The following is a 24,781-nucleotide window of genomic DNA, read 5'->3' on the forward strand; positions in this document are numbered from 1 at the left end:
TCTGACTCTCCGTGGGTTCGAGTGTGGAAACCCAAACCTATCGGAAAGGCCACGCTCACCGCCCATGGAATCTACGAGTTCGCAATGACAGCGGAGAGACCGCCCCGCCTACCGCATCGGCGGGGCGTACTGCACGCCACCCGCGTTCCACAGCTGGTTCATGCCGCGCGGGATCTTCAGCTTGGACTTCTCGCCGATATTGCGCTCGTACATCTCGCCGTAATTGCCGACGTGGCGGATGATGCGCGCGGCCCAGTCCTTGGTGAGGCCGAGCTGCTCGCCGTAATTGCCCTCGGTGCCGACGAGGCGCATCACTTCCGGCTTCTTCGACTTCAGGGCCTCGTCGATGTTCTCCGAGCTGACGCCGAGCTCTTCGGCGTTGATCATCGCATACAGCGTCCACTTCACGATCATCATCCAGTCGTCGTCACGCTGGCGCACGACGGGGGCGAGCGGCTCCTTGGAGATCATGTCCGGCAGGATCATGTTGTCGCCGGGCTTGGACAGGTTGATCCGCAGCGCGTAGAGCTGCGAGACGTCGGCGGAGAGCGTGTCGCACCTGCCGGTGTCGTAGGCCTTCACCACCTCGTTGAGGTTATCGAACTTGACCTCTTCATATTTCATGTTGTTGGCGCGGAAGTAATCGGCGACGTTGAGCGCCGTCGTGGTGCCGGCCTGCACGCAGACCTTGCTGCCGGTCAGGTCCAGCGAGGTCTCCTTGTTGCGCGAACGCGGCAGCATGAAGCCTGCGCCGTCGTAATAGGCGACGGCAGGGAAATAGAGATCGTAGTCGAGCTCACGCGCCATGCTCCAGGTCGAGTTGCGCGAGAGGATGTCGACCTTCCGGCTCTGCAATTCCCTGAAGCGCTCGCCGGCGTCGAGCGGAATGAATTTCGCCTTGCCCGGATCGTTGAAGATCGCCGCGGCGACCGCGCGGCAGAAATCGACGTCGAAGCCGGTCCAGTTCTTGTTGTCTTCCGAGTATGAGAAGCCAGGCAGGCCCTTGTTGACGCCGCACAGCACTTCGCCGCGGCGAACGGTGCGCTTCAGGGTGCGGGTGTCGTAGAATTCATAGATGATGGCGAGGGCGCCGACCAGCACGGCGACCGCGAGCCCGATCAGCAGGCCGCCACGAAAAGTACGCATGATGTCTCTCTCTCGAAAGTCTCGGGAAAAGGAATTGGGAGGGGCCGGAGCATGATCGGTGCGATCATGCTCAAACCATAGCCCTTAGAGTTCGGGCTTCTGCCGGATGACGACCTTGGTCCCGACAGGGACGCGATCGTAGAGATCGGCGACGTCGTTGTTGACGAGACGGAAGCAGCCCGAGGACACCTTGGTGCCGATCGTGTCAGGACGGTTGGTGCCGTGGATGCGGTAGACCGTGGTGCCCAGGTACATGGCGCGGGCGCCGAGCGGATTGCCGGGACCGCCGGCCATGAAGCGCGGCAGATAGGGCTGGCGCTGGATCATCTCCGGCGGCGGCGTCCAGTCCGGCCACTCCTTCTTGTTGGTGATGGTCACCAGCCCCTGCCACTGAAAACCGTCGCGGCCGACGCCGATGCCGTAGCGGATCGCGCGGCCGCCGGGCTGCACCAGATAGAGGTGCCGTTCGGCGGTCGAGACGATGATGGTGCCCGGCGCTTCCGTGGTGCGGAAGTAGACGACCTGCTTCTGCCATTCCGGCTCGAGCTGGTAGGCATCGTCCGCGACCAGGCCCGGCTCGTCGCCGCGATCGGGCTGCTGGGCGAAGGCGTATGAGGTGGTCAGAACCAGGCTCAGGGCCGTGATGAACGCCCCCGTCAGGCGACGATAATCCGTCATTTCAAGCTCTCCCCGCTGCCACAGCGCAAATCATTCGGATCCATCAAACCTGAGGGGCAAGTTCATGGCAAGTTGATGGCGCGCCGTCCTGGCATGTCACGAGAATGCTTTGGTTTTTTGACGGGGCCGGGGCAATGCCACGAACAGGGGATGGCGCGAAAAGCAGTGTTCGTGGCCGAGGTGGTACTGCGCTCCCTCTCCCGCTTGCGGGAGAGGGTCGGGGAGAGGGTATCTCCGCAATGGGATACTCCCCCAGAGGAGAGAACCCTCACCCGCCGCGCGGGACGATGCTCCGCATCGCCCAGTCGCGTCGGCCTCTCCCGCAAGCGGGAGAGGCTAAGGGAGCCCGCCGCGCCAATCGAGTCCTACTCGAAGCCACTTTGCTTCAGATGTTGTTGCTCCCCGCCGCGATTCCGAGCCGCCGGACGATCTCGGCCGCCACCGCGCGTGCCTCCAGCCTCGACCCGATGCGGGGGCTGCGAAACCGTGGTCCCGAATGCAGCCGGATCGAGACGATGCAGTGCTCGTCCTCGGAGCGGCCACGGCGCTCGACCGTGATCGCCTTCACGTTGCGCCCCTCGATATGGTCGGCGCGCAGGCTGCCGTCGCCCCACAGGCGCTCAACGCGAATATCGTTCTGCCGGATGATCCAGAAGGCGCCGGTGGCGAGGTTGGCGTAGCGATAGACGGCGAATGCAGCGATCGCACCGAGCGGCAGCAACAGGATATCGACATGGCTGGGGGAGAGGCCACGCCAGAGCTTGTAGGCGTAAGGCACGGCGGACAACGCCACGGCGATCAGCGCGACGATGCGGATGTCCCGCGCGGAAAACGCCTCGAGAGGCTCGCCGAGATGCATCTCGGGATTGCTGGCATCGAGCGGATTGACGGGCTCCTCGACATTGGGAACCTCGAACTGCGTCGCGACCCGGGCGACCGTGTCACGAACATGGGTGACATCAGAGATCGGCGGCGAGGTCAGGCGCTCCCCCGAGACAAGCGTGAAGACGAGTTGAAAGCGGGCTTTCACCCTCTTGCTGCCGGGGACCTGTAACCCCGCGATGTCGTCCTTCCCGACGATCCGCGTGCGGAGCTTTCCAAAGGGACGCTGATGCCCGATCAGGATCTCATCAGGCGTGATGATCCACACCACCGCCGGCGCCATCATGATGCCGACGACGAACCCGGCGCCAACCAACAGCGCCACCACCGATATGATGATTTCCAGCGTGTCTTGCGTGAATAGGCCCGGCGTGAAGCAGAGCGCAACGGCGGCCGCAGAGCCGGCCACGATCAGCCGCTGCGCGATCGAGGAGCCTTCACGAAGGCGAATGTCGCTATGGCTGGGCGTGTCGTCCATTGCGGGCGGCTGATTGCGTCGCTCGCGAAACTCCACGGACGGGTCCGTGGAGTCAAGCAACAAGGGCGACAACTGAAACCCGCCCCGCGACGGCCGCGCGGCGTCAGCTGCTGGCGTTGAGCAGCCTTGCCACGGTGCGGTCGATCTGGTCGTAAGCCCCTTCGCCGGCGTGCTGGAACACGATCTTGCCGGTCTGGTCGATGATGTATTGCGCCGGCCAGTATTGATTGCGATAGGCGTTCCAGGTCCTGGAATCGTTGTCCTGCGCCACCGGATAGGTGATGCCGTGGCGCTTCAGCGCGGCCTGCACGTTGGCGGCCGAGCGCTCGAACGGGAATTCCGGCGTGTGCACGCCGACCACGACGAGACCCCGGTCCTTGTACTTGGCATAGAGGTCGGTGACGTGCGGCAGCGTGTTGACGCAGTTGACGCAGCCATAGGTCCAGAAGTCGACCAGCACGACCTTGCCGCGGAGGTCGGCCATGCTGAGCGGCTTCGAGTTGAACCAGTTGGTGATGCCGGTGAAATCGGGCGCAGCCTGCTGGCTCGCCGCGGCGACGGTGATCGGCGCGGCGCGCGCGGCCTCGTCGCAGATGCCGGGGATGACGGCGCCGGTGACGGTGATGCCGATCAGTGCAGCAGACATTGCGAGCAGTTTGAGAGTCATGGAAGCGTCCTCCGGTGAAGATGAGGGGTGATCACAGGCCGATCCGGCCGGTGGGGTAGAAGGCGGTAAGCCACGCCACGATCAGCGTGTCGTATTGGAAATAGGCGGCGACCGCGAAGCCGATCACGACCACGCCAAAGCCCTGCTGCAGCCGTGGCGAGATGCGCGCGAGGCTGCGCACGCGCGTGGTCGCGGCCTGTCCGCCATAGGCTATTCCCAGCATCGGGATCGCAGCACCGATGGCGTAGGCGACCAGCAGCGTGCCGGCCCAGGCAACGTTTTTCGACGTCGCCACCAGCGTCAGGATCGAGCCGAGCACCGGTCCTGCGCAGGGTGTCCAGACCAGCCCCAGCGTGGTGCCGAGCACGAGCCCGCCGAGCGCGCCCTCGCGCTGCGCGCCGCCTGAGCTGCCGAGATCGAGCCAGCCATTGAGCCGGATCGACAACCATTCGAACGGGGCCGGCCACAGCATCAACAGGCCGAAGCCGAGCAGCAGGATCGATGCGGCTTCGCGCAGCACGTTCGGATCGAAATCGAATGCCCGCGTGATCGCACCGAGCAGCAATGCGACTGCGGAGAAGGACATGACGAAGCCGAGCGCGATCATCGCGGGTCGCAGATGCCCCGCGCGCCCGATCGAGGCGCCGAGCAGGATCGGCAACATCGGCAACGTGCAGGGCGCGGCAATGGTGAGGATGCCGGCGAGGAGAGCGAACAGCAGTTCGAGCATGAGGCACTCGTGAGGGAGGTCACGAGGGCTGTTCGGGATGGAGGCGCGGATCGTTACGCGGCGTCACGCTTTCGTGAGGGGGCTTACTGTTTGGCAGAGCACTGTGCCGGCTCCGCAGTCGGTGCGCTCCCTCCCCCGCTAGCGGGGGCCCGCGGCAAGAGCCTGGCCCCCAAATACAAAACGACCCGGACGGGGGCATCGTCCGGGTCGCTGGAGGTCTTGGGAGGTTTAACGAAACCGTATGGGAGCTTTATAGGGGGGAAGTTTTTCCGCCTGATGTTGTCGTTTGTTTCAATTGTTTCGTCAGCGGTAACGCTTCCGTGTCCTGGGATGGGACCAGAACTTCGGCCCTATCCCTTTGAAATCATTATCCTTACGCGGCGAAACGGTCGACGCCGGCGCCCTTAAGCAAATCGGCCAGCTGCTTGCGGGCGTAGAACATCCGCGTCTTCACCGTGCTCTGGGGGATGCCGATGATCTGGCCGACCTCCTCCACCGACTTCTCGTGGTAGTAGACGAGGTTGATGATCTCCCGATGCGCCGGCGACAGCTTCTGCACGCAGGCGCGCAGGATGGCGCTGGTGTCGCTGCGGTCGAGCGAGGTCTCCGGCGTGTCGCAACCGTCCGGAATCTGGCGCACGTCTTCCTGGTCGATGTCCTCGAAGCGGCGCTGGCGCATCGCGGTCAGCGCCTTGAAGCGGGCGATCGAGAGCAGCCAGGTCGAGACCTGCGAGCGGCCCTGGAATTGGCCGGCGGTCCGCCACACGTCCAGAAACACCTGGCTGACCAGGTCTTCCGCCGTGGTGGCGTCGCGCACGATGCGCAGGATGAAGCGATACACCCGCACATTGTGCCGGCAATAAAGGATGTGCATGGCGGTCCGGTTGCCGTCGGCGATGCTTTCGAGCAGCATGTCGTCCGAGGTCGCCTGAGCGGCAATGATGCTCTGGCTGGCTTGGGCGTTGATGGCAATGACGTTCCGCATGGACTTGGCTCCCCGTAGCGCCGCAACCGAGCGGCGTTTCCTTGGACCAAAGTGTTAATCAGCCAACGTTTCGGGACGTCTGCACGAAAAGCGGAAAATGGTTTCGTGCGCCGCCAAATTGTTTCGTCGAAAGGGGCGCGACGAAACATTCGAGGCAAAAAGCCGTGGAGTTTCAATGTGCGGAAAATACGGGGCGGGGATTTGGGGGCCGCCGCGCGGAGGTGCCACGGAACGAATCTCGGCGATTTGCGTTCGGTCGCGCCACACGCACCCCTGTCGTCCCGAGGCGCGCGCAGTCAAGATGCCGGTCTCGTAGGGTGGGCAAAGGCGCAAAGCGCCGTGCCCACGATCTCTCGCAATTATCGAAGGAATGGTGGGCACGCTTCGCTTTGCCCACCCTACAGCACCTGTCTGCGCCGCGCGCCCCTACGCCTTCTCGCCCGCCGGCGAGAACAGATAGCCGCCGCCGCGGATGGTGCGAATCACCGCCGGCTTGGCCGGGTCGGGCTCGATCTTGCGGCGAATGCGCATGATGCGGAGATCGACGGCGCGGTCGAAGGCCTCGGCGTCGCGCGCATTGGCCAATTCCAGCAGGCGCTCGCGCGACAGCACGCGTTTCGGATTGGCCGCGAACACCTTGAGCAGCCCGAACTCGGACGCCGTCAGCGGATGCTCGTTGCCCTCGTCGTCGCGCAAGGCCTGCGCTTCGAGATCGAGCCATTTGGTGCCGAAGCGCACCAGTTGGTCCTTGTCCGATTTCGCCGCCGATGCGTCCTGCGTAGCAGCCTTGGCCGGCCCGCTCCGCCGCAGCACCGAGCGGATGCGCGCCATCAGCTCGCGCAGCTCGCACGGCTTTGCCACGTAGTCGTCGGCGCCGAGCTCGAGCCCGACGACGCGGTCGATCGGGCTCGCGGTCGCCGTCAGCATGATGACAGGCACGTTGATGCGGCTCTTGAGGTCGCGGATGATCGAGAGCCCGTCTTCCTCGGGCATGTTGAGGTCGAGCACGACGAGATCGGGCATGCTGCCCTGGATCGCGGCGCGCAAGGACTTGCCGCCGTCGCACAGCGTCACCGTGAAGCCGTGCATCTTGAGGTAATCGCCGACCATCTCCCGGGCCGGGGCCTCATCGTCGACGATCATGATGTGCTGGCTTTGGGTCATGGGCTTCAGATCACGGCATCTCGGTCGCGGGAAGGGTGATGGTGAAGGTCGAGCCCTTGCCGGGGCCCTCGCTGTCGGCGGTCACGTCGCCGCCATGCATGTCGATGATACGCTTGACGATGGATAACCCAAGCCCCGTCGAGCTCTCGCCGGCGGTCGGTTTGGCGGACAGCCGCTGGAACCGGCCGAACAGGCGGCCGAGATCCTCCGGCGACAGGCCGGCGCCCTCGTCGCTGACGCGGACGATGGTGTCGCTGCCCTCATGGGTGACGGCGACCCCGATCTTGCCGCCGATCGGCGAGTATTTGATGGCGTTGCTGATGAGATTGTCGATCGCCTCGCGGATGCGGTCGGTGTCGCACATGGTGGTGATGTTGGGCGGCGCGGTGACGCTGATCGCCTGCTGCTTGTTGACCGCGAGCGGCTGGTTGGCCTCGGCGACCTCCTTGACCAGGGCCGCGACGTCGACCGGCTCGCGGCGGATGGTGATGTCGAAAGCATCGGCCATCGCATCCGAGATCAGGTGGTCTACCATCGTGGTCAGGCGCTTGGTGGCGTCGCGGATGTGGTCGACCTGGGCGACCACGCCGCCCATCGATGCGCCGGTCGAGATCAGCTCCTTCAGCATCTCGGTGCGGCCGAGGATGACGCCGAGCGGGTTCTTGAGGTCGTGCGCGACCGTGCCCAGAATCTCGTTCTTGAAGCCGTTGGCGCGCTGCAGCCGCAGCCATTGCGCCGAGAGCCGGCGGTTGGCCTGCATCAGCGCGCGGGTGCGCTGCGCGACGCGGTCCTCCAGCTGCGCGTTGGCGTCCTGCAGCTGCTGGTAGAGGATCACGTTGTCGAAGGCGATCGAGAGCCTGGAGGAGAAGATCTCGACCAGCGAGCGGTCGGTCTCCGACAGCTCGCGCTCGGCCTGCAGCAGCACCACGACCTCGCGGCCGGATCCGGTGCGCAAATAGATCACGCTGCGGTGGTCGGCGAATTCGTTCTTGCGGCGCTGAAACGCGGCCTCCACCATCTCGCGCAGCTCGGGGTCGAGCGCCTTCGAGGAGGTGGTGCCGATGAAGCGGCTGTAGCAGCCGCTGCCGGCGAGCACCGACAGCTCGGGATCGGTGCCGCCATTGTCGCGCAGCACCAGGATGCCGGCGCAATCGACGTTGAGCAGCGAAGCAAGCTGGGTCAGCACGCCCTCGGCGAGCCGCTGCATCGACTTGAAGTCGTACAGCGTCGAGGCGGCGTCGATGATGATCTCCAGCCCGCGCCGTGTCTGCACCATGCGCTCGAGCTGCTGATAGGAGCGCAGCGCCGCGGTCAGCGAGGTGAACAGCTTGTCGGCGGTGAGCTCGGTCTTGGCCTTGTAGTCGTTGATGTCGTATTGCACGATCACGCGCCGCTCCGGCGCCTGGCCGGGCTGGCCGGTGCGCAGGATGATGCGCACGGTCTCGTTCCGGATCTCGTTGCGGATGAACTCGACCAGCTCGAGGCCGGCGACGTCGGTCTCCATGATGACGTCGAGCAGCACGGCGGCGATGTCGCCGTGCTCGGCCATCAGCTTGCGGCCTTCCGCCGCGGAATAGGCCGACAGAATCTCAAGGCTCTGGCCGTTGAGGCTGTAGTCCGACAGCGCAAAACGGGTGCCGTCATGCACGGCCGGATCGTCATCGATGACGGCGATCTTCCATTTTCGGGCGTTACTCTCCTCCGACGCGGTACCGGTATCGTCGATCAGGTGGAGGACATCGTCCTGTTCGGCCATTGAGAAGTCCCGTCAGTCTCTGTGCTTTGCGCGCCGCCCTTGGCGACCCGGGGCATGATAATGCGAAAAGTAGTGCCTTGTCCCAGCTTGGATTCCAGCATCATGCGGCCGCCGAGCTGCTGGGTGACGAGGTTATAGACGATATGCAGGCCAAGTCCCGTGCCGCCTTCATTGCGCCGGGTGGTAAAGAAAGGGTCAAAGGCCTGGCGCTGCACGTCGGGGGTCATGCCGGCCCCGTCATCGGCGAAGCTGATCTCGATGTCCTCGGTCCCGCGCGGCCGCGCCGAGATCGAGATCGTGCCGGCGCGCCCGTCGGCGAAGGCGTGATTTGCGGCGTTGAGGAAGAGGTTGGTCAGGATCTGGCCGTAGGAGCCGGGATAGCCGTCGAGCAGCAGCCCCTCGGGCACGTCGACCTCCAGCGTGATCGGCGAGCGCTTCAGCACCGGGCGCAGGCTGGCGATGATCTGGTCGGTGGCCTCGCTTAAGCTGAACTGCCGCCGCTCGGCATGCGAGCGGTCGACCGCGACCTGCTTGAACGACTGGATCAGCTCGCCGGCGCGCTGGAGGTTGGCGACGAGCTGCTGCGAGGCGTCGCGCGAGGACTGCACGAATTCTTCCAGCTGCGAGCGGCGCAGGCCGCCCTCGCCCTTGAGCTGAGCCTCGAAGATCTCGGTGCGCCGGGCAAAGCTCGAGGCAACGGTGAGGCTGATGCCGATCGGGTTGTTGACCTCGTGCGCGACGCCGGCGACGAGGCCGCCGAGCGCGGCGAGCCGCTCGGCATCGATCAGGTTCTGCTGCGCCGTGTTGAGCTCGAGCAGTGCGCTCTCGGCTTTTTCCTTGGAGGCGCGCAACTCGTCCTCGGTCTCGCGCTTGGCGATCGCGTTCTCGCGGAACACTTCCACCGCGCGCGCCATGGCGCCGACCTCGTCGCGTGCCTTGGTGCCCTGCACCTCGCGGTCGAGGTCACCGAGCGTGATCGCGCGCATCGCCGCCATGATCTGCTGCAGCGGCAGGCGGATCGACAGCGCGATCAGCACACCCGCGGTGAGGATGATGCCGAGAAAGATCACCGCGATCGACAGCACCCGGCGGGAAATGTCGGCCAGCGTGCGGTCGAAGGTCTCCTGCGCCTTCTGCTCGCGCTGGCGCATCTTGGTGGAGAGGTCGTCGATGGCGCCGATTGCCTCGGCCTGGCTGGCATCGATGGTGTTGCGGAGCAGCTCGGTGCGGCTCGCCAGCTGCTCGGAGAGCTTTGCAAAACCCTCCCGCAGCGCCATGGTCCGCGCCGCGAGCCGCCGCAAGGCCATCCTCTGGAGGTCGTTGTCGGCGAGATCGATCATGACCGGAATGGTCCTCTCGATCGTCTCGGTGTGGCGGCGCGCGTCGTCGGCCGCGCCCGATGACTGCGACAGATAATAGGAATTGGCCGCGACCAGCATCGCGGTAAAGGCCTCGCGGGACTTGCCGAGCGACGGCCAGATCAGCGCGTCGCGATGGCCGGTGGCGCCCTCGATGATGGAGTAGAGGCCGGCCATGTCCCTGGCCGGGCCCTGCACCTGCTCCTCATAGGTCTTGGCGATGGTCGCCTGCACGCTGCGCAGCTCGCCGAAGCCGTTGAGGAAGCGGTCGGTAGTGCGCTCCAGCTCCTCGACCGAGCCCGACAGCATCGGGTCCTTGGCTGCGCGGCCGGTCAGCGTGCCCAGCACCGCCTCGCGCAGTAGCAGGATCTCCGCGAACAGGTCCGGGCTCGGCTGGTTGATGTAGCGGTGGATCAGGTTCTGCAGCCGCCCGGTCTCGCTTTCGAGCAGCGCCAGGATCCGGTCGGACTCGCGCACCTGGCGCACGTCGTCCCAGGCCGAGCCGAGCACCTGCGCGCCGTTCCAGATCATTCCCACCAGCACCATCACCACGGCAGAGTTCAGCGCCGCGATCGACAGGATGCGCCAGCGGATCGGCACCGCCCGCAGCACGCCGACGAGACGCGCGCGCAGCTGCCCGATCGGGCCGGGCGGCCTGTCCGCGTGTTCGCTATGTCCAAGCGCAGCCAACGGGCCTCACTCCACCTTGCGAATGCGTTCGATCAGCGCGGCCGCCGCAGGATCGCGTCCGGCCTTGGCGTAGATTGCGGCCATGGCGTCCTCGAACGGCTTGCGGTCGACGTCCTTGATGATGGTCACGCCCGCTTCCTGCGCCTTGCGCTGCGACTGCTCCTCGAGGTCGCGCCACTTCTCGCGCATGAACCGGCTGGAGCGCTGCGCGGCCTCCTTGAAAATCGTCTGCTCCTCCGCCGACAGGCTTTTCCAGGCCTTGAGCGAGATCACCAGCACCTCCGGGCTCATCGTGTGCTCGGTGAGCGTGTAATGGCCGGCATGCTTGTAATGGTCCGTCGTCATGAAGGATGGCCAGTTGTTTTCGGCGCCGTCGATCAGATGGTTGGCAAGCCCGGTGAGCACCTGCCCATAGGGCATCTCGACCGGTTCGGCGCCGAGCGAGCGGATCATCTGGCTCATCAACTCCGACTGCTGCACCCGGATCCGCAATCCCTTGAGATCCGCGACGCTCCGGACCGGGCGGACGCCGTTGTAGATCGACCGCGCGCCCGAATCGTAGAAGGCGAGCCCGACGAAGCCGTAGGGCTCGAAGCTGCCGAGGATCTCGCTGCCAACAGGTCCGTCCAGCACCTTCTGCATGTGCTCGATGGACCGGAACAGGAACGGCATGGCGAGCACGTTCATCGCGGGAACGAAATTGCCGATCAGCGCCACGTTGGTCCGGTTGAGATCGATCGCGCCGGCCCGGGTCTGCTCGATGGTCTCCCTTTCCTCGCCGAGCTGACGGGAGTGGAACACCTTGATCTCGTGCCGGCCCTTGGTGTGCTCGGCGATCAGGGCGCCCATGTAGCGCAGCGCCTGGACCGTCGGGTAATCCTCGGTCTGGGTATCGGCGGCGCGAAATTCGCGCGCAACGCCGCCCGTCGTCCAGACGGCAAGCAGAAGCGCGACGAAGATCACCCCGGTCCGCGAGAGTTCGGCACGGCTCAGCACTGGCACACTCAACCCCTCAGTGGTGGAGTCTATGGCGGAAGGAAAAGGTTCAATGCAATCTAGCAGATGGTAAAGGGAAGGCCATCCCGCGCGCGGTCCGCGGGATGATTGTGCGGCGCGGCCGGCGTTCATTCCCGGTTGAAACCGCAGATGCAGCGCCTTAAGCAGGACAGCCGCCTTGTCGACCGCGGCCTGGGAAGAGCCATCCTGATGTCAGCCTTGCGCCTTTTGCAGCTCGTTGCCGTCCTTGCGGCGCTCTCATTGGCCGCCCCGGTGCGCGCCGCCACCGACATTGCGTTGTGGCACGCCATGTCCGGCGAGCTCGGCCGGCAGTTGGACAAGCTCGCCGCCGATTTCAACGCCTCGCAGCCCGATTACCGCATCGTGCCCGCCTACAAGGGCAATTACACCGAGACGGTGACGGCCGCGATCTTCGCCTTCCGCTCGCGCAGCCAGCCGGCGATCGTCCAGGTCAACGAGGTCGCCACCGCCACCATGACCGCGGCCAAGGGCGCGATCTATCCGGTGTTCAGCCTGATGCGGGACCAGGGTGCGCCGTTCTCGCTCAATGATTATCTGCCCGCGGTCTCCGGCTATTACACCGATGCGGCCGGCAATCTGCTGTCCTTCCCGTTCAACTCCTCGACGCCGATCCTCTATTACAACAAGACCATGTTCCGCGACGCCGGCCTCGATCCCGAGGCGCCGCCGAAGACCTGGCCGGAATTGGGGGCGGCCGCCAAGCGCCTGCGCGATCGTGGCGCACCTTGCGGCTTCACCACCTCCTGGCCGTCCTGGATCCATGTCGAGAATTTTTCGGCGTTTCACAATCTGCCGCTGGCCACGCGCGCGAACGGCTTTGCTGGCCTCGATGCGGAGTTGACCGTCAACAATCCGCCTCTCGTCAAACACGTCACCCAGCTCGCCGAATGGCAAAAGACAAAACTGTTCGACTATAGCGGCCGCGGCCAGTCGGCCGAGCCGCGCTTCCAGAACGGTGAATGCGGCATGTTCATCGGCTCCTCGGCGACGCGCGCCGACATAAGAGCGAATTCGAAATTCGAGATTGGCTACGGCATGATGCCGTATTGGCCGGACGTGAAGGGCGCGCCGCAGAACTCGATCATCGGCGGCGCCACGCTGTGGGTGCTGCGCGACCGTCCCCGCGAGGAATACAACGGCGTGGCGCGGTTCTTCGCCTACCTGTCGCAGCCCGGCGTGCAGGCCGCCTGGCACCAGAACACCGGCTATCTCCCTGTGACCCGCGCCGCCTTCGAGCTGACGCGCGCTCAAGGATTCTACGAGCGCAATCCGGGCTCGGCGATCTCGTTCGAGCAGATCACGCTCAATCCGCCGACGGAGAACTCCAAGGGCATCCGGCTCGGCTCCTTCGTCCTGATCCGCGGCGCGATCGAGGACGAGCTCGAACAGGCCTTCGCCGGACACAAGAGCGCGCAGAAAGCGCTCGATTCCGCCGTCGAGCGCGGCAACAAGCTGCTGCGCCAGTTCGAGCGCGCAAGTCCGGAACGGTAGCAGTGGGCGAGAGGCTCGGCTTGAGAGGGCAAGATCCTTCCACAGCGTCATGGCCGGGCTTGTCCTGGCCATCCACGCCTTGGCCACAGCACGAAGAACGTGGATGCCCGGGACAAGCCCGGGCATGACGGACTCAAATGCAATTGGGTTGCGACGCCGATGACGCTCCCTCACCTCACCGACGCGGAGAGCTTCCGCGCCTTTCGCACTGCTCCCTCACGTTGGTTGCCGATCGCGCGCGACATCGCGCGCAGCCACGGTCTTGATGCCGGCGCCCCGCACGTCTTTGCGACCGGCACCAATCTCGTGGTCGGGCTCGGCGAGAAGCTGATCCTGAAAATCTTCCCGCCGCTGTTGCGTGCGCAATTCGTCTCCGAGCGCGGCTCGCTGACGCAGCTTGCCGGCCGCTTGCATTTGCCGATTCCCGAGATCGTCGCGGAAGGGATGCGCAACGGCTGGCCGTACCTGATCATCACGCGCCTTGCCGGAACGCTCGGCTCGGAGGTGTGGCCGCACCTGCCGGAAGACCAGAAGGAGCGCCTGCTGCGCCAGATCGGCGAGACCATCGCCGCTGTGCAGCGTGCCCCGCTCGGACCGCTCGCTACAATCGAGCCGCGCTGGGACGAGTTCATGCGGCGGCAGATGCAGGGCTGCAGGGCGCGGCATGAGCGCCTCGGGCTTGCGCCGAAATTCCTCGCCGGCCTCGATGACCTCCTGCGCGATGCCGCAGGGCTCATTCCGAAGGACGCACCGCCGGTGATCCTGATCGGCGAATACATTCCCGAGAACTTCTTGCTCGCCTGCGACGACGGTCAATGGTCGCTTGCCGGTCTGTTCGACTTCGGCGATGTCCTGGCGGGATGGCGCGATTACGATTTGCTCGGCCCCAGCGCCTTCATGGCCGCGGGCCGGCCGGGCAGGGTGAAGAGCCTGCTCGAAGGCTTCGGCTATGCAAAGCTGGATTTCGCGCTGAAGCGCCGCCTGATGGCCCTGATGCTGCTGCACCGCGCCAGCGACCTCAACAGCCACATCTGTATCGAGGGCTGGCAGGACCAGGCGAATGATCTCGTCGAGCTGCAGGAGCTGATCTGGGCGGGGTGAGCGCTCGCGCTCCACCTCTCGCCGTCATTCCGGGGCGCCGCGCAGCGACGAGCCCGGAATCCATTGTCCCGCGCGTTCTGCCGCCCGATGGATTCCGGGCTCGATGCTGCGCATCGCCCCGGAATGACAACCATGCTTATTGGGCGGGCGCCTCTCCAAGTAAGCTCATTAAATAAGCAAATATGCATCTTTGTATGCAATGCCGTGGCCGCGACGACGACCGCGCACGCACCTAGATCGACATTTCATAAGTGGTCTCAGGATCTTACCTTGATCGTAACCGCTCATTAAGCCTTGGCACGAACCTTGCGAATCCGGTTCCAACCAGAAACCTTTGTGTTGGAGCGATTTCATGAAGCGCCGCGATTTCCTCAAATCCGTTTCCGGGTTGGCCGCTGGTGCGGCGCTTCCGGCCGTGCCGTCAGTGATCTCCTCGGCCAAGGCCGATGCGCGCTCGGAGACGCTGCTGATCGTCTCGGAAGGCGGCCCCAACAATCTCGACATCCACGGCGTCGGCACCAACGTGCCCGGCTATGAGGTGTCCTGGAATTGCTACGACCGGCTGATCAGCCACGAGATGAAGAGCGGTCCCGGCGGCGTGCCGTATTACGACCGCGACAAGTTCAAGGGCGAGCTCGCCGAGGACTTCAAGATCGACGACATGTCGGTCACCTTCAAGCTGAAGAAGAACGCCAAATTCCACGACGGCGCGCCTGTCACTGCGAAGGACGTGAAATGGTCGCTCGACCGCGCCGTCAGCGTCGGCGGCTTCCCGACCTTCCAGATGAGCGCGGGCTCGCTGACCAAGGCCGAGCAGTTCGTCGTCATCGACGATCACACCGTGCGCGTCGACTTCCTGAAGAAGGACAGGCTGACCATCCCCGACCTCGCCGTGATCGTGCCCTGCATCGTCAATTCGGAGCTCGTCAAGAAGAACGCCAGCGAGAAGGATCCGTGGGGTCTCGAATTCACCAAGCAGCAGACCGCCGGCTCCGGCGCCTACAAGGTGACGAAATGGACCGCCGGCACCGAAGTGGTGATGGAGCGCAACGATGATTGGGTCGGCGGGCCCCTGCCGAAGATCAAGCGCGTGATCTGGCGCATGGTGCCGCAGGCCGGCAACCGCCGTGCGCTGCTCGAGCGCGGCGATGCCGACATCTCCTACGAGCTGCCGTTCAAGGACTTTCAGGAGATGAAGGCGAGCGGCAAGCTCAACGTGGTGTCGCTGCCGTTCTCCAACGGCATCCAGTATATCGGCATGAACGTGACCAAGCCGCCGTTCGACAATCCGAAAGTGCGGCAGGCCATCGCCTATGCGCTGCCGTACCAGAAGATCATGGACGCCGTGCTGTTCGGGCTCGGCAATCCCATGTTCGGCGCGCCCAAGGACAAGGCCACGGAGGTCGCCTGGCCGCAGCCGCACAAATACAACACCGACATGGCGAAGGCGAAGGCGCTGCTTCGCGAGGCCGGCTACGCCAACGGCTTCGAGACCACGATCTCGTTCGACCTCAATTTCGCCGGCGTCAACGAGCCGCTCTGCGTGCTGGTGCAGGAGAGCCTCGCCCAGCTCGGCATCAAGGCCACCATCAACAAGGTGCCCGGCGCCAACTGGCGCACCGAGCTCAACAAGAAGGAGATGCCGCTCTTCACCAACGTGTTCTCGGGCTGGCTCGATTACCCCGAGTACTTCTTCTACTGGTGCTATCACGGCAACAATTCCGTCTTCAACACCATGAGCTACAAGTCGGCGGAGATGGACAAGTTCATCGACGGCGCGCGCACGGCGGCTGCGACCGGCGACACCGCGACCTACGACAAGGATGTGAAGGGCTTCGTCGATCTCGCCTTCACCGACGTCCCGCGCATCCCGCTCTACCAGCCCTTCGTCAACGTCGCGATGCAGAAGAACATCAGCGGCTATCAATACTGGTTCCACCGGAGGCTCGATTATCGCGCGATGGCGAAGGGGTGAGGAAAGCGAATAGGGAGTGGCGAATAGCGAATAGGGGGACGTGATGGCCGACAGGTGCGAATATCCATTCGCCACTCGCTATTCGCCATTCGCGCGAGCGGAGCGAGCACCATGCTGACCATGATCGGCAAGCGCCTGATGTTCGCGATACCCTCGCTGATCGGCGTCGTCATCGTCACCTTCCTGCTGACGCGCGCGCTGCCGGGTGATCCCGCCGCATACTTCGCCGGCCCCGCCGCGACCAAGGAGGCCGTCGAGCAGATCCGCAAGAAGCTCGGTCTCGACAAGCCGCTGATCGAGCAGTTCTTCCGCTACACCAACGATCTCGCCCATGGCGATTTCGGCAATTCGCTGACGACAGGCCAGCCTGTCGCGACCGAGATCCGCAATCGCCTGCCGGCGTCCGCCGAGCTGACGCTGCTCGGCCTCTTCGTCTCGATCGCGATCGCCATTCCGCTCGGCGTGCTGGCAGCGACACGGCCGGGATCATGGATCGACCATCTCTGTCGGGTCACGACGACGGCCGGCGTCTCGCTGCCGGTGTTCTTCACCGGCCTCGTGCTGGTCTATATCTTCTACTTCCGGCTCGGCTGGTCGCCGGCGCCGCTCGGCCGGCTCGACGTGTTCTACAGCGCGCCGCCGACGGTGACGGGCTTCTATCTGATCGACACCCTGATCGCGCGCGATGTCGAGGCATTCCGCTCGGCCCTGAGCCAGCTGATCCTGCCCGCGACGACGCTTGCGGTCTTCTCGCTGGCCCCGATCGCGCGCATGACGCGCGCCTCGATGCTGGCGGTGCTCGCGAGCGAATTCGTCCGCACCGCGCGCGCCAGCGGCCTGTCGCCGGCGACCGTCATCGTCACCTACGCTTTCCGCAACGCGATGCTCCCGGTGATCACCACGCTCAGCATGGTGTTCTCGTTCCTGTTAGGGGCCAACGTGCTGGTCGAGAAAGTGTTCGCCTGGCCCGGCATCGGCTCCTATGCGGTGGAAGCGCTGATCTCGTCGGACTTCGCGCCGGTGCAAGGTTTCGTGCTGACCATGGCGGTCATGTATGTGCTGCTCAATCTCGTGATCGACATTCTGTACGGCGTGATCGATCCGCGCGTGCGGTTGGAGGGCTAATCATGAGCTCGGTTGCGCCTGCTGTTGAACCTGTCGGACCCGCCCGCACGTCGGGACTATCAGCGGTGCTCGAACAGACCCGCTATGTTCTCGGCGAAAACAAGGTCACGGGCTTCGCCTTCGCGCTGCTCCTGATCATCGTCTTCGCCGCGCTGTTCGGTCCCTACGTGGTGCCCTACGATCCGCTCGCGTCCGACACCGCCGCTGCACTGAAACCGCCGTCGGCGGCGCACTGGTTCGGCACCGACCAGTTGGGGCGCGACATCTTCAGCCGCGTCATCGTCGCCACGCGCCTCGATTTCTTCATCGCGATCGCTTCGGTCGTGCTGGTGTTTTTGATGGGCGGCCTCGCCGGCATCGCGGCAGGCTATTTCGGCGGCTGGACCGATCGCATCGTCGGCCGCATCGCCGACACCATCATGGCCTTCCCGCTGTTCGTGCTCGCCATGGGCATCGTCGCCGCGCTCGGCAACACCGTGCAGAACATCATCCTCGCCACCGCCATCGTGAACTTCCCGCTCTATGCCCGCGTCGCGCGCGCCGAAGCCAATGTCCGCCGCAATGCAGGCTTCGTGCAGGCCGCGCGGCTATCCGGCAACGGCGAGTTCCGCATCCTCCTGGTGCACATCCTGCCGAACATCATGCCGATCATGATCGTGCAGATGTCGCTGACCATGGGCTACGCCATCCTCAATGCCGCGGGCCTGTCCTTCATCGGCCTCGGCGTCCGCCCGCCAACCGCCGAATGGGGCATCATGGTCGCCGAAGGCGCGGGCTTCATGGTGTCGGGCGAATGGTGGATCGCGCTCTTCCCCGGCCTTGCCCTGATGATCGCCGTGTTCTGCTTCAACCTCCTCGGCGACGGCCTGCGCGACATCGTCGACCCCCAGCGGAGGACGTGATGAGTGGCCCTGGTCCAAATTCGCCGCAGAAATTCTCCAATGATTTCAATCTCATTTCTACTGTGCATGGGGTTGTTTTCGAGCTTATGAGTGACGGCAGCCGCCCATGACCGCCCAGCCCCTGCTCGACGTCCAGGACCTCACCGTCGAATTCAGCACCCGCCGCGGCATCGTCAAAGCCGTGCAGCACGTCAACATCTCCGTGGCCAAGGGCGAGACGCTTGCGATCGTCGGCGAGTCCGGCTCCGGCAAGTCGGTGACCTCCTACGCGGTGATGCGCATCCTCGATCGCGCCGGGCGGATCGCCGAGGGCTCGGTGATGTTCTCCGGCATCGACGTCAAGGCCGCGACCGAAGACCAGATGCGCGACCTGCGCGGCCGCGAAGTCTCGATGATCTTCCAGAACCCGCGTGCGGCGCTCAACCCGATCCGCAAAGTCGGCGACCAGATCGAGGACGTGCTGCGCACCCATGTGCAGCAGGCCCAAGTCGCCGATCACGGCGAGAAGGCGATCGAGGCGCTGGAGCAAGTCAAGATCGCCCGCCCGCGCGAGCGCTATCACGCCTATCCGTTCGAGCTGTCAGGCGGCATGTGCCAGCGCGTCGTCATCGCGCTCGCGCTCGCCTGCAATCCGCAGCTGCTGATCGCGGACGAGCCGACGACTGGATTGGACGTCACCACACAGAAGGCGGTGATGGACCTGATCGTCGAGCTGACGAAACGCCGCGCGATGTCGACCATCCTGATCACCCACGATCTCGGCTTGGCTGCCGCCTATTGCGACCGCGTCGTGGTGATGGAGAAGGGCCGCGTCGTCGAGACCGCCAAGGCCGCCGACATCTTCGCCAACCCGCAGCACCCCTATACCAAGAAGCTGATGCGCGCGACGCCGCGGCTCGGGGTGAACTTGCGGGATCTGCTGCCGGAAGAAGATACGAGTGCGGCGGGTGAGGGGGACTCTCCCAGCACCGTGCTCGCGGAGAGTCTCCCTCACCCCGACGCTCCCAGCGCGAGCGAAGCTCGTCGCGACCCCGCAAGCGGGGAGAGGGAGAAGACACCCCTCCTCCTCATCGACAAGCTCGTCAAGGAATACCCCCGCCAGGGCGCCACCGCCGTGCTCGGAAAACTGTTCAGCCGCAAGCCGCCGGTGGAGCCGGACGTGTTCCGCGCCGTCGACGGCATCAGTTTTGCGATCGGCCATGGGGAGAGCGTCGGCCTCGTCGGCGAATCCGGCTGCGGCAAATCGACCACGTCGATGATGGTGATGCGGCTCCTGGATCAGACCTCCGGCCTGATCCAGTTCGACGGCGAGGACATCGGCGGCATCCAGCCTGCCGCCTTCGCCCGGCTGCCGCAGCGCAGCCGCATCCAGATGGTGTTCCAGGATCCGACCGACAGCCTCAACCCGCGCTTCACCGCCGCGCGCGCCATTGCCGACCCGATCATGCAATTGGGCGACATCAGGGGGCGCGACGCGCTCCGCGCCCGCTGCGAGGAGCTGGCCACCATGGTCGGCCTGCCGCACAATCTGCTCGACCGCTTCCCGCACCAATTGTCCGGCGGCCAGAAGGCCCGCGTCGGCATCGCCCGTGCCATCGCCCTGCATCCCAAGCTGGTCATCCTGGACGAGCCGACCGCAGCGCTGGACGTCTCGGTCCAGGCCGTGGTCCTCAATCTGCTTCAGGACCTCAAGGCGCGGCTAGGTATGAGCTATCTGTTCGTCTCGCATGATTTGAATGTGGTGCGCTTGTTGTGCGATCGTGTCATTGTGATGCGGACCGGTCGAATCGTCGAGGAAGGCTCTTCCGAGCAGGTGCTCAGCGATCCCAAGGACGACTACACCAAGGAGCTGCTGACGGCGATCCCGCATCCGCCGTTGCAGGTACACTGAGAGTACACTGATTGTTTGAGAGCGTGATGGCCGAACCCCTGGACGACTATATCGACGCCGTATCGAAAGCGCTGGCGCTGCCGGTCGAGGAGGCCTGGAGACCGGCGGTGCGCGCCAATCTCGAAGTCTCGCTGCGGCTCGCCCGCCTCGTCGACGAATTCGCGCTGCCGGACGAAACCGAGCCGGCGCCGATCTTCACGGCCTGATGTTGCGATGACCACCAAGCCAGAGATGAACGCGGCCGACATCGCCAAAGCGGTGGCCGGCGGCCAATTGTCCGCGCTCGCCGCCACCGAAGCCGCGCTCGCACGCATCAAGCAGCACGACACCATCCTCAATTCCTTCACCGACGTCACCGCCGAACGTGCCCGTACGAAGGCGCGCGCGATCGATGCTGACATCGCCGCGGGCAAGGCCGTCGGCCCGCTCGCCGGCGTGCCCTTCGCGGTGAAGAACCTCTTCGACGTAGCTGGGCTCCCGACGCGCGCCGGCTCGAAGATCAACCGCGATCTCGCGCCGGCCAAGCGCGACGCGACTCTGATCGAGCGGATGGAAGTGGCCGGCGCCGTCCTCGTCGGCGCGCTCAACATGGGCGAGTATGCCTACGACTTCACCGGCGAGAACATCCACGACGGCCCCTCGCGCAATCCTCACGACACCACGCGGATGAGCGGCGGCTCGTCGGGCGGCTCGGGCAGCGCCGTCGGCGGTGCGCTGGTGCCGATCGCGCTCGGCTCGGACACCAATGGTTCGATCCGCGTGCCGTCGTCCTTCTGCGGCATCTTCGGCCTGAAGCCGACCTATGGCCGGCTGTCGCGCGCACGCTCGTTCCCGTTCGTGGCGAGCCTCGATCATCTCGGCCCGTTCGCGCGCTCCGTCACCGATCTCGCGCTCGCCTATGACGTGATGCAGGGACCGGATGCCGACGACGGTGCCTGCACCACGCGCGATGTCGAACCCGTCACGCCGCTGCTCGGCGAATCCATCTCCACCTTGCGCGTTGCGATCGCCGGCGGGCACTTCCAGAAGAACGTGTTTCCGGAAGCGGTCGAAGCCGTCAGCCGCGTTGCCAAGGCGCTTGGCGCGACGCAAGTGATCGATATCCCCGAAGCCTCGCGCGCCCGCGCCGCCGCCTACGTCATCACCACCACCGAAGGCGCTTCGCTACATCTCGACCGCCTGCGCAAGCGCCCGAACGACTTTGATCCGGCCGTGCGCGACCGGCTGATCGCGGGCGCCATGGTTCCGGCAGCGCTGGTCGACCGCGCGCAAAAATTCCGCCGCTGGTATCGCGCACAGCTTGCCGAGATCTTCAAATCGGTCGACGTGCTGCTGGCGCCGGCGACGCCCTGCACCGCGCCCAAACTCGGCCAGGTCAACTTCAATCTCGACGGCGTCGAGCTGCCGGTGCGCGCCAATATCGGCATCCACACCCAGCCGATCTCCTTCATCGGCCTGCCCGTCGTTGCGGTGCCGGTTCCGCTCGAGCCGCTGCCGATCGGCGTGCAGATCATTTGCGCGCCATGGCGCGAGGACATCGCGCTGCGTGTCGCGCACGCATTGGAGAAGATGGGCGTCGTCGCTGCGCCCGCGCCGAGGGGGCTTTGAGAGGATTCTGAGATGGAGATCGATCTCCCCGACGTGATCGCGGAAGTCAAAGCCGCGTTCGACCGCTATGAGCAGGCCCTCGTCAGCAACGACGTCGCTGTGCTCGGCGAGCTGTTCCGCAACGATCCCCGCACCTTGCGTTACGGCATCGGCGAGAACCTCTATGGCTATGAGGCGATAAGCGGCTTCCGCGCCGCGCGCTCGCCGGTCGGGCTGAACCGCCGCACCGCCAAGACGGTCATCAGCAGCTACGGCCGCGACACGGCCGTCGCCTCCACCTTGTTCTATCGCGACTCGGCGCCCGGCAAGGTCGGCCGGCAGATGCAGACGTGGATTCGTTTCCCGGAGGGCTGGCGCGTCGTCGCGGCCCATGTCAGCATCATCGACGAGCCGAAAGAGACCGTATGACGCTTGACGATCTTCCGCCTGGGACACTGCCGGCCGAGCCGGTGGTGCCCCGCGTTGACCGCGCGCTGCCGTCGCTGCAGAAGGTCACGCGCGCCGAGGAGCTGCGCCTGCAGCTTGCCGACGAGATCGTGCGGGGAACCCTGGCGCCGGGCTCGCCGCTGGACGAGACCGACATTGCGCGGCGCTTCAACGTCTCGCGAACCCCGGTGCGCGAGGCGCTGCGCCAGCTGGTGGCGAGCGGCCTCGTCGAGGCGCGGCCTCACCGCGGCGCTGTGGTGGCGCAGCCATCCGTCGAGCGGCTGAAAGGCATGTTCGAGGCGATGGCGGAGCTCGAGGCATTGTGCGCAGGCCTCGCCGCCGAACGCATGTCGCCGGCCGAGCGCCATGCGCTCGAGGCCGTCCACGAGGAGCTGCGGCTCTTGAGCTACGCCGGCAATCCCGAGCGCTTCCACGAGGTCAACGAGCGCTTCCACAACACGATCTATGCGGGCTCGCAGAACGGCTATATCGCCGAGATCACGCTGGCGACGCGCGTGCGCGTGCAGCCGTTCCGCCGTGCCCAGTTCCGCAACCTCGGCCGTCTGGCCAAATCGCAGGCCGAGCACGACCGCGTCGTCGTCGCCATCATGCGCGGCGACAAGCAGGGCGCCGCCGCGGCGATGCGCGCGCATATCGAATTGGTGCGCGGGGAGTACGAGATCTACGCGGTGTCGGTGTAGCGCGCTCGGTGCGGTAGGGTGGGCAAAGGCGCAAAGCGCCGTGCCCACCGTCTCTCCAAATTGACGGTGATGGTGGGCACGCTTCGCTTTGCCCACCCTACGAGAGCTACGTCTTCGTTGCTTCCATATACTTCCGCCACCCGCCATACGCTGTGATATCGCGCGCCTCGCCCAGCACCTCGGGCTCGACGAGAAAACCCTTCACGCTGCGCCCATCAGTAAGCCGGATCGTGCCGATCGCCATCGGCGCGGGAATGGCGTTGACGAACTTGCCGAACGCCGCCGCAGACAGCGACCAGATCTCCAGCTCGATCGGCGCACCCTTGCCGGCTTCGACGCGCAGCAGGCCCGGCTTCGGCGGCGTGGTATTGAGCGCATAGAGCTTGTAGTCGGACGCAGTCTTTGTCGCCTCGATCAGGTGTCCGTTCAGCGCCTTCAACTCGCCGTTCAGCGCCATGCCGGACAGATGCGCACCGACCACCGCGATCGGAATCTCGTCGTCGCTGCTGGCAGGCAGCGGCGCGAGTGCGGGCTGCGCGACGCCCTTGGCGCCAACGGTCAGCTTCGTATCGGCATGGAAGACGCGGCCGATGCTGGCCAGCATCGCATCGCGGCCTGCGGGCGCCAGCAGCGTGATGCCGAACGGAGTGCCGTCGGCGCGCATCGATGCCGGCACGGCGAGGCCGCAGAGGTCGAGCAGGTTGACGAAGTTGGTGTAGGTGCCGAGCCGGCTGTTGAGCTCGATCGGGTTGGCGAGCACCTGTGCGGTCGTGTAGGCCGTCGGCGCCGTCGGCAGCACCAGCGCGTTGATATTCGCAAACGTGCGCTCGGCGATCTTGCGCAGGCCTTGCAAACGGTAGAGCGCCGAGAAGGTCTCCGCCGCAGTCAGCCGCGCGCCGGCCGCGGTGATTTCGCGGGTGACGGGGTGAATCGCGTCGGGCGCGGATGCCAGCAGATCCTTGATCACGAGATAACGTTCGGCGACCCACGGCCCTTCATAGAGCAGCCGCGCCGTCTCGTAGAACGGCTCGAGGTCGAACTCGACGAGCGTGGCTCCAAGCGCAGTCCATCGCTTCACTGCATCGCTGTACGCGGCTTCCGCCTTCTTGTCGCCGAAGAAGATCAGCTGCCCGTTGCGCGGCACGCCGAGGCGCAGATTCGCGGGGAATTGCGTGATCGCGCCAAGCGGCCGGTCGCGCGAGAATGGATCGGCCTGGTCCGGGCCGGCCATCACCGACAGCGCCAGCGCGGCATCGTCCACTGTCAGTGCGAACACCGAAATGCAGTCGAGCGTGCGGCAGGCCGGCACCAGGCCCGCGGTCGAGATCATGCCGAGGCTCGGCTTCAGCCCGACGATGTTGTTGAGCATCGCCGGCACGCGGCCAGAGCCAGCCGTGTCGGTGCCGAGCGACAACGGAACCAGGCCGGCGCCGACGGCGGTGGCCGAGCCCGAGCTCGAGCCGCCGGGAATGAGATCCTCGCGGATCGAGTTGCGCGGGATGCCATAAGGCGAACGCACGCCGACGAGGCCGGTTGCAAACTGGTCGAGATTGGTCTTGCCGATGATGATGGCGCCCGCCGCGCGCAGCCGCTCCACCGCGGTCGAGTCGTGGGCGGGCGTATAGGAGAAAGCCGGGCAGGCCGCCGTGGTCGGGAAGCCCAGCGCGTTGATATTGTCCTTCACCGCGACCGGCACGCCGTAGAGCGGCAGGCTGGCAGCATCCGCCCGGGCTGCGATCTTGTCGGCCTCTGTGATCGCGTCCTTCTCGTCGCGCAGGCTGATGAACACGGCAGGATCGTTGTGATCGCGGATGCGCCGATAGGTCCGCGCGATCGTCTCTGCCGGCGTCAGCGTGTCCGCGCGATGCGCGGCCACGATCGCGGCGATCGTTTCAGGCTGTTCAGCCCCCATGGCGTCCAAACTCCGGCAATTCGTCCTCACCCCGAGTGAAGCAAGCGATGTGCCATTGTGTACATTATCCGGGCAGG

Annotated in this window: 21 protein-coding genes; 10 read left to right on the plus strand and 11 right to left on the minus strand. The window is 65.4% G+C overall.

Translation table 11 applies throughout. From position 1 onward, the window contains the following. Positions 1 to 108: 108 nt before the first annotated feature. The 10 genes from JQ566_RS31055 to JQ566_RS31100 form a co-directional block, all read right to left on the minus strand. Positions 109 to 1,146 carry an amino acid ABC transporter substrate-binding protein gene (locus JQ566_RS31055; protein ID WP_212379489.1) on the minus strand — a complete coding sequence of 346 codons (1,038 nt, stop codon included), beginning with the start codon at positions 1,144 to 1,146 and terminating at the stop codon, positions 109 to 111. Positions 1,147 to 1,230: 84 nt separating this feature from the next. Continuing rightward, the gene (locus tag JQ566_RS31060; RefSeq protein ID WP_212379491.1) at positions 1,231 to 1,824 is read right to left on the minus strand and encodes a L,D-transpeptidase; all 594 of its coding nucleotides are present in this window, start codon (positions 1,822 to 1,824) and stop codon (positions 1,231 to 1,233) included. A 385-nt stretch (positions 1,825 to 2,209) separates the two neighbouring features. Further along, entirely contained in the window at positions 2,210 to 3,184 is a 975-nt protein-coding gene (locus JQ566_RS31065) for a hypothetical protein (protein ID WP_212379493.1), read from the minus strand. 103 nt (positions 3,185 to 3,287) lie between these two features. Beyond that, positions 3,288 to 3,851 (minus strand): thioredoxin family protein, encoded by a 564-nt coding sequence (locus JQ566_RS31070; RefSeq protein WP_212379495.1) that lies wholly within the window; start codon positions 3,849 to 3,851, stop codon positions 3,288 to 3,290. A gap of 31 nt (positions 3,852 to 3,882) precedes the next feature. After that, complete coding sequence (locus tag JQ566_RS31075; RefSeq protein ID WP_212379497.1) at positions 3,883 to 4,581, minus strand: cytochrome c biogenesis CcdA family protein; 699 nt, start codon at positions 4,579 to 4,581, stop codon at positions 3,883 to 3,885. 373 nt (positions 4,582 to 4,954) lie between these two features. Beyond that, the gene (locus JQ566_RS31080; RefSeq protein WP_100236098.1) at positions 4,955 to 5,566 is read right to left on the minus strand and encodes a sigma-70 family RNA polymerase sigma factor; all 612 of its coding nucleotides are present in this window, start codon (positions 5,564 to 5,566) and stop codon (positions 4,955 to 4,957) included. 426 nt (positions 5,567 to 5,992) lie between these two features. After that, the gene (locus tag JQ566_RS31085) at positions 5,993 to 6,730 is read right to left on the minus strand and encodes a response regulator (protein ID WP_212379499.1); all 738 of its coding nucleotides are present in this window, start codon (positions 6,728 to 6,730) and stop codon (positions 5,993 to 5,995) included. A gap of 10 nt (positions 6,731 to 6,740) precedes the next feature. Continuing rightward, positions 6,741 to 8,486: an ATP-binding response regulator gene (locus tag JQ566_RS31090; RefSeq protein ID WP_212379501.1), complete on the minus strand. Its 1,746-nt coding sequence runs from the start codon at positions 8,484 to 8,486 to the stop codon at positions 6,741 to 6,743. Further along, positions 8,456 to 10,534, minus strand: a complete 2,079-nt coding sequence (locus JQ566_RS31095; RefSeq protein ID WP_249139911.1) for a sensor histidine kinase — start codon at positions 10,532 to 10,534, stop codon at positions 8,456 to 8,458. Before JQ566_RS31095 ends, JQ566_RS31090 begins: the two co-directional genes overlap by 31 nt. Positions 10,535 to 10,540: 6 nt before the next feature. Continuing rightward, a complete protein-coding gene (locus JQ566_RS31100; RefSeq protein WP_212379503.1) occupies positions 10,541 to 11,536 on the minus strand; it encodes a TRAP transporter substrate-binding protein in 996 nt (331 codons plus the stop codon). 204 nt (positions 11,537 to 11,740) lie between these two features. Here JQ566_RS31100 and ugpB point away from each other — a divergent pair, with 204 nt between their 5' ends. From ugpB to JQ566_RS31150, 10 genes are all read left to right on the plus strand, one after another. Beyond that, on the plus strand, positions 11,741 to 13,063 hold the full coding sequence (ugpB, locus tag JQ566_RS31105; RefSeq protein ID WP_212379622.1) for a sn-glycerol-3-phosphate ABC transporter substrate-binding protein UgpB: 1,323 nt from the start codon (positions 11,741 to 11,743) through the stop codon (positions 13,061 to 13,063). Positions 13,064 to 13,222: 159 nt separating this feature from the next. After that, positions 13,223 to 14,164 (plus strand): aminoglycoside phosphotransferase family protein, encoded by a 942-nt coding sequence (locus JQ566_RS31110; protein WP_212379505.1) that lies wholly within the window; start codon positions 13,223 to 13,225, stop codon positions 14,162 to 14,164. A 352-nt stretch (positions 14,165 to 14,516) separates the two neighbouring features. Next, a complete protein-coding gene (locus JQ566_RS31115) occupies positions 14,517 to 16,139 on the plus strand; it encodes an ABC transporter substrate-binding protein (protein ID WP_212379507.1) in 1,623 nt (540 codons plus the stop codon). A gap of 111 nt (positions 16,140 to 16,250) precedes the next feature. Next, the gene (locus tag JQ566_RS31120) at positions 16,251 to 17,264 is read left to right on the plus strand and encodes an ABC transporter permease (RefSeq protein WP_212379509.1); all 1,014 of its coding nucleotides are present in this window, start codon (positions 16,251 to 16,253) and stop codon (positions 17,262 to 17,264) included. A 2-nt stretch (positions 17,265 to 17,266) separates the two neighbouring features. Then, on the plus strand, positions 17,267 to 18,166 hold the full coding sequence (locus tag JQ566_RS31125; protein WP_212379511.1) for an ABC transporter permease: 900 nt from the start codon (positions 17,267 to 17,269) through the stop codon (positions 18,164 to 18,166). A gap of 106 nt (positions 18,167 to 18,272) precedes the next feature. Beyond that, a complete protein-coding gene (locus JQ566_RS31130; protein ID WP_212379513.1) occupies positions 18,273 to 20,057 on the plus strand; it encodes a dipeptide ABC transporter ATP-binding protein in 1,785 nt (594 codons plus the stop codon). Between the two features lie 26 nt (positions 20,058 to 20,083). Further along, positions 20,084 to 20,263, plus strand: a complete 180-nt coding sequence (locus JQ566_RS31135) for a DUF4089 domain-containing protein (protein ID WP_018316853.1) — start codon at positions 20,084 to 20,086, stop codon at positions 20,261 to 20,263. Positions 20,264 to 20,270: 7 nt separating this feature from the next. Further along, positions 20,271 to 21,665: an AtzE family amidohydrolase gene (locus JQ566_RS31140; RefSeq protein ID WP_212379515.1), complete on the plus strand. Its 1,395-nt coding sequence runs from the start codon at positions 20,271 to 20,273 to the stop codon at positions 21,663 to 21,665. Between the two features lie 12 nt (positions 21,666 to 21,677). Beyond that, a complete protein-coding gene (gene hpxZ / locus JQ566_RS31145; protein ID WP_212379517.1) occupies positions 21,678 to 22,073 on the plus strand; it encodes an oxalurate catabolism protein HpxZ in 396 nt (131 codons plus the stop codon). Further along, positions 22,070 to 22,792 (plus strand): GntR family transcriptional regulator, encoded by a 723-nt coding sequence (locus JQ566_RS31150; RefSeq protein WP_212379519.1) that lies wholly within the window; start codon positions 22,070 to 22,072, stop codon positions 22,790 to 22,792. The genes hpxZ and JQ566_RS31150 overlap by 4 nt, the downstream gene beginning before the upstream one ends. A 106-nt stretch (positions 22,793 to 22,898) precedes the next feature. On the opposite strand, the gene atzF is transcribed toward JQ566_RS31150, so the two are convergent. Beyond that, a complete protein-coding gene (atzF, locus tag JQ566_RS31155) occupies positions 22,899 to 24,704 on the minus strand; it encodes an allophanate hydrolase (protein ID WP_212379521.1) in 1,806 nt (601 codons plus the stop codon). Positions 24,705 to 24,781: the final 77 nt, after the last annotated feature.

The organism is Bradyrhizobium sp. SZCCT0231, assembly GCF_018130245.1.
GTDB classification, from domain to species: Bacteria; Pseudomonadota; Alphaproteobacteria; order Rhizobiales; family Xanthobacteraceae; genus Bradyrhizobium; species Bradyrhizobium japonicum_F.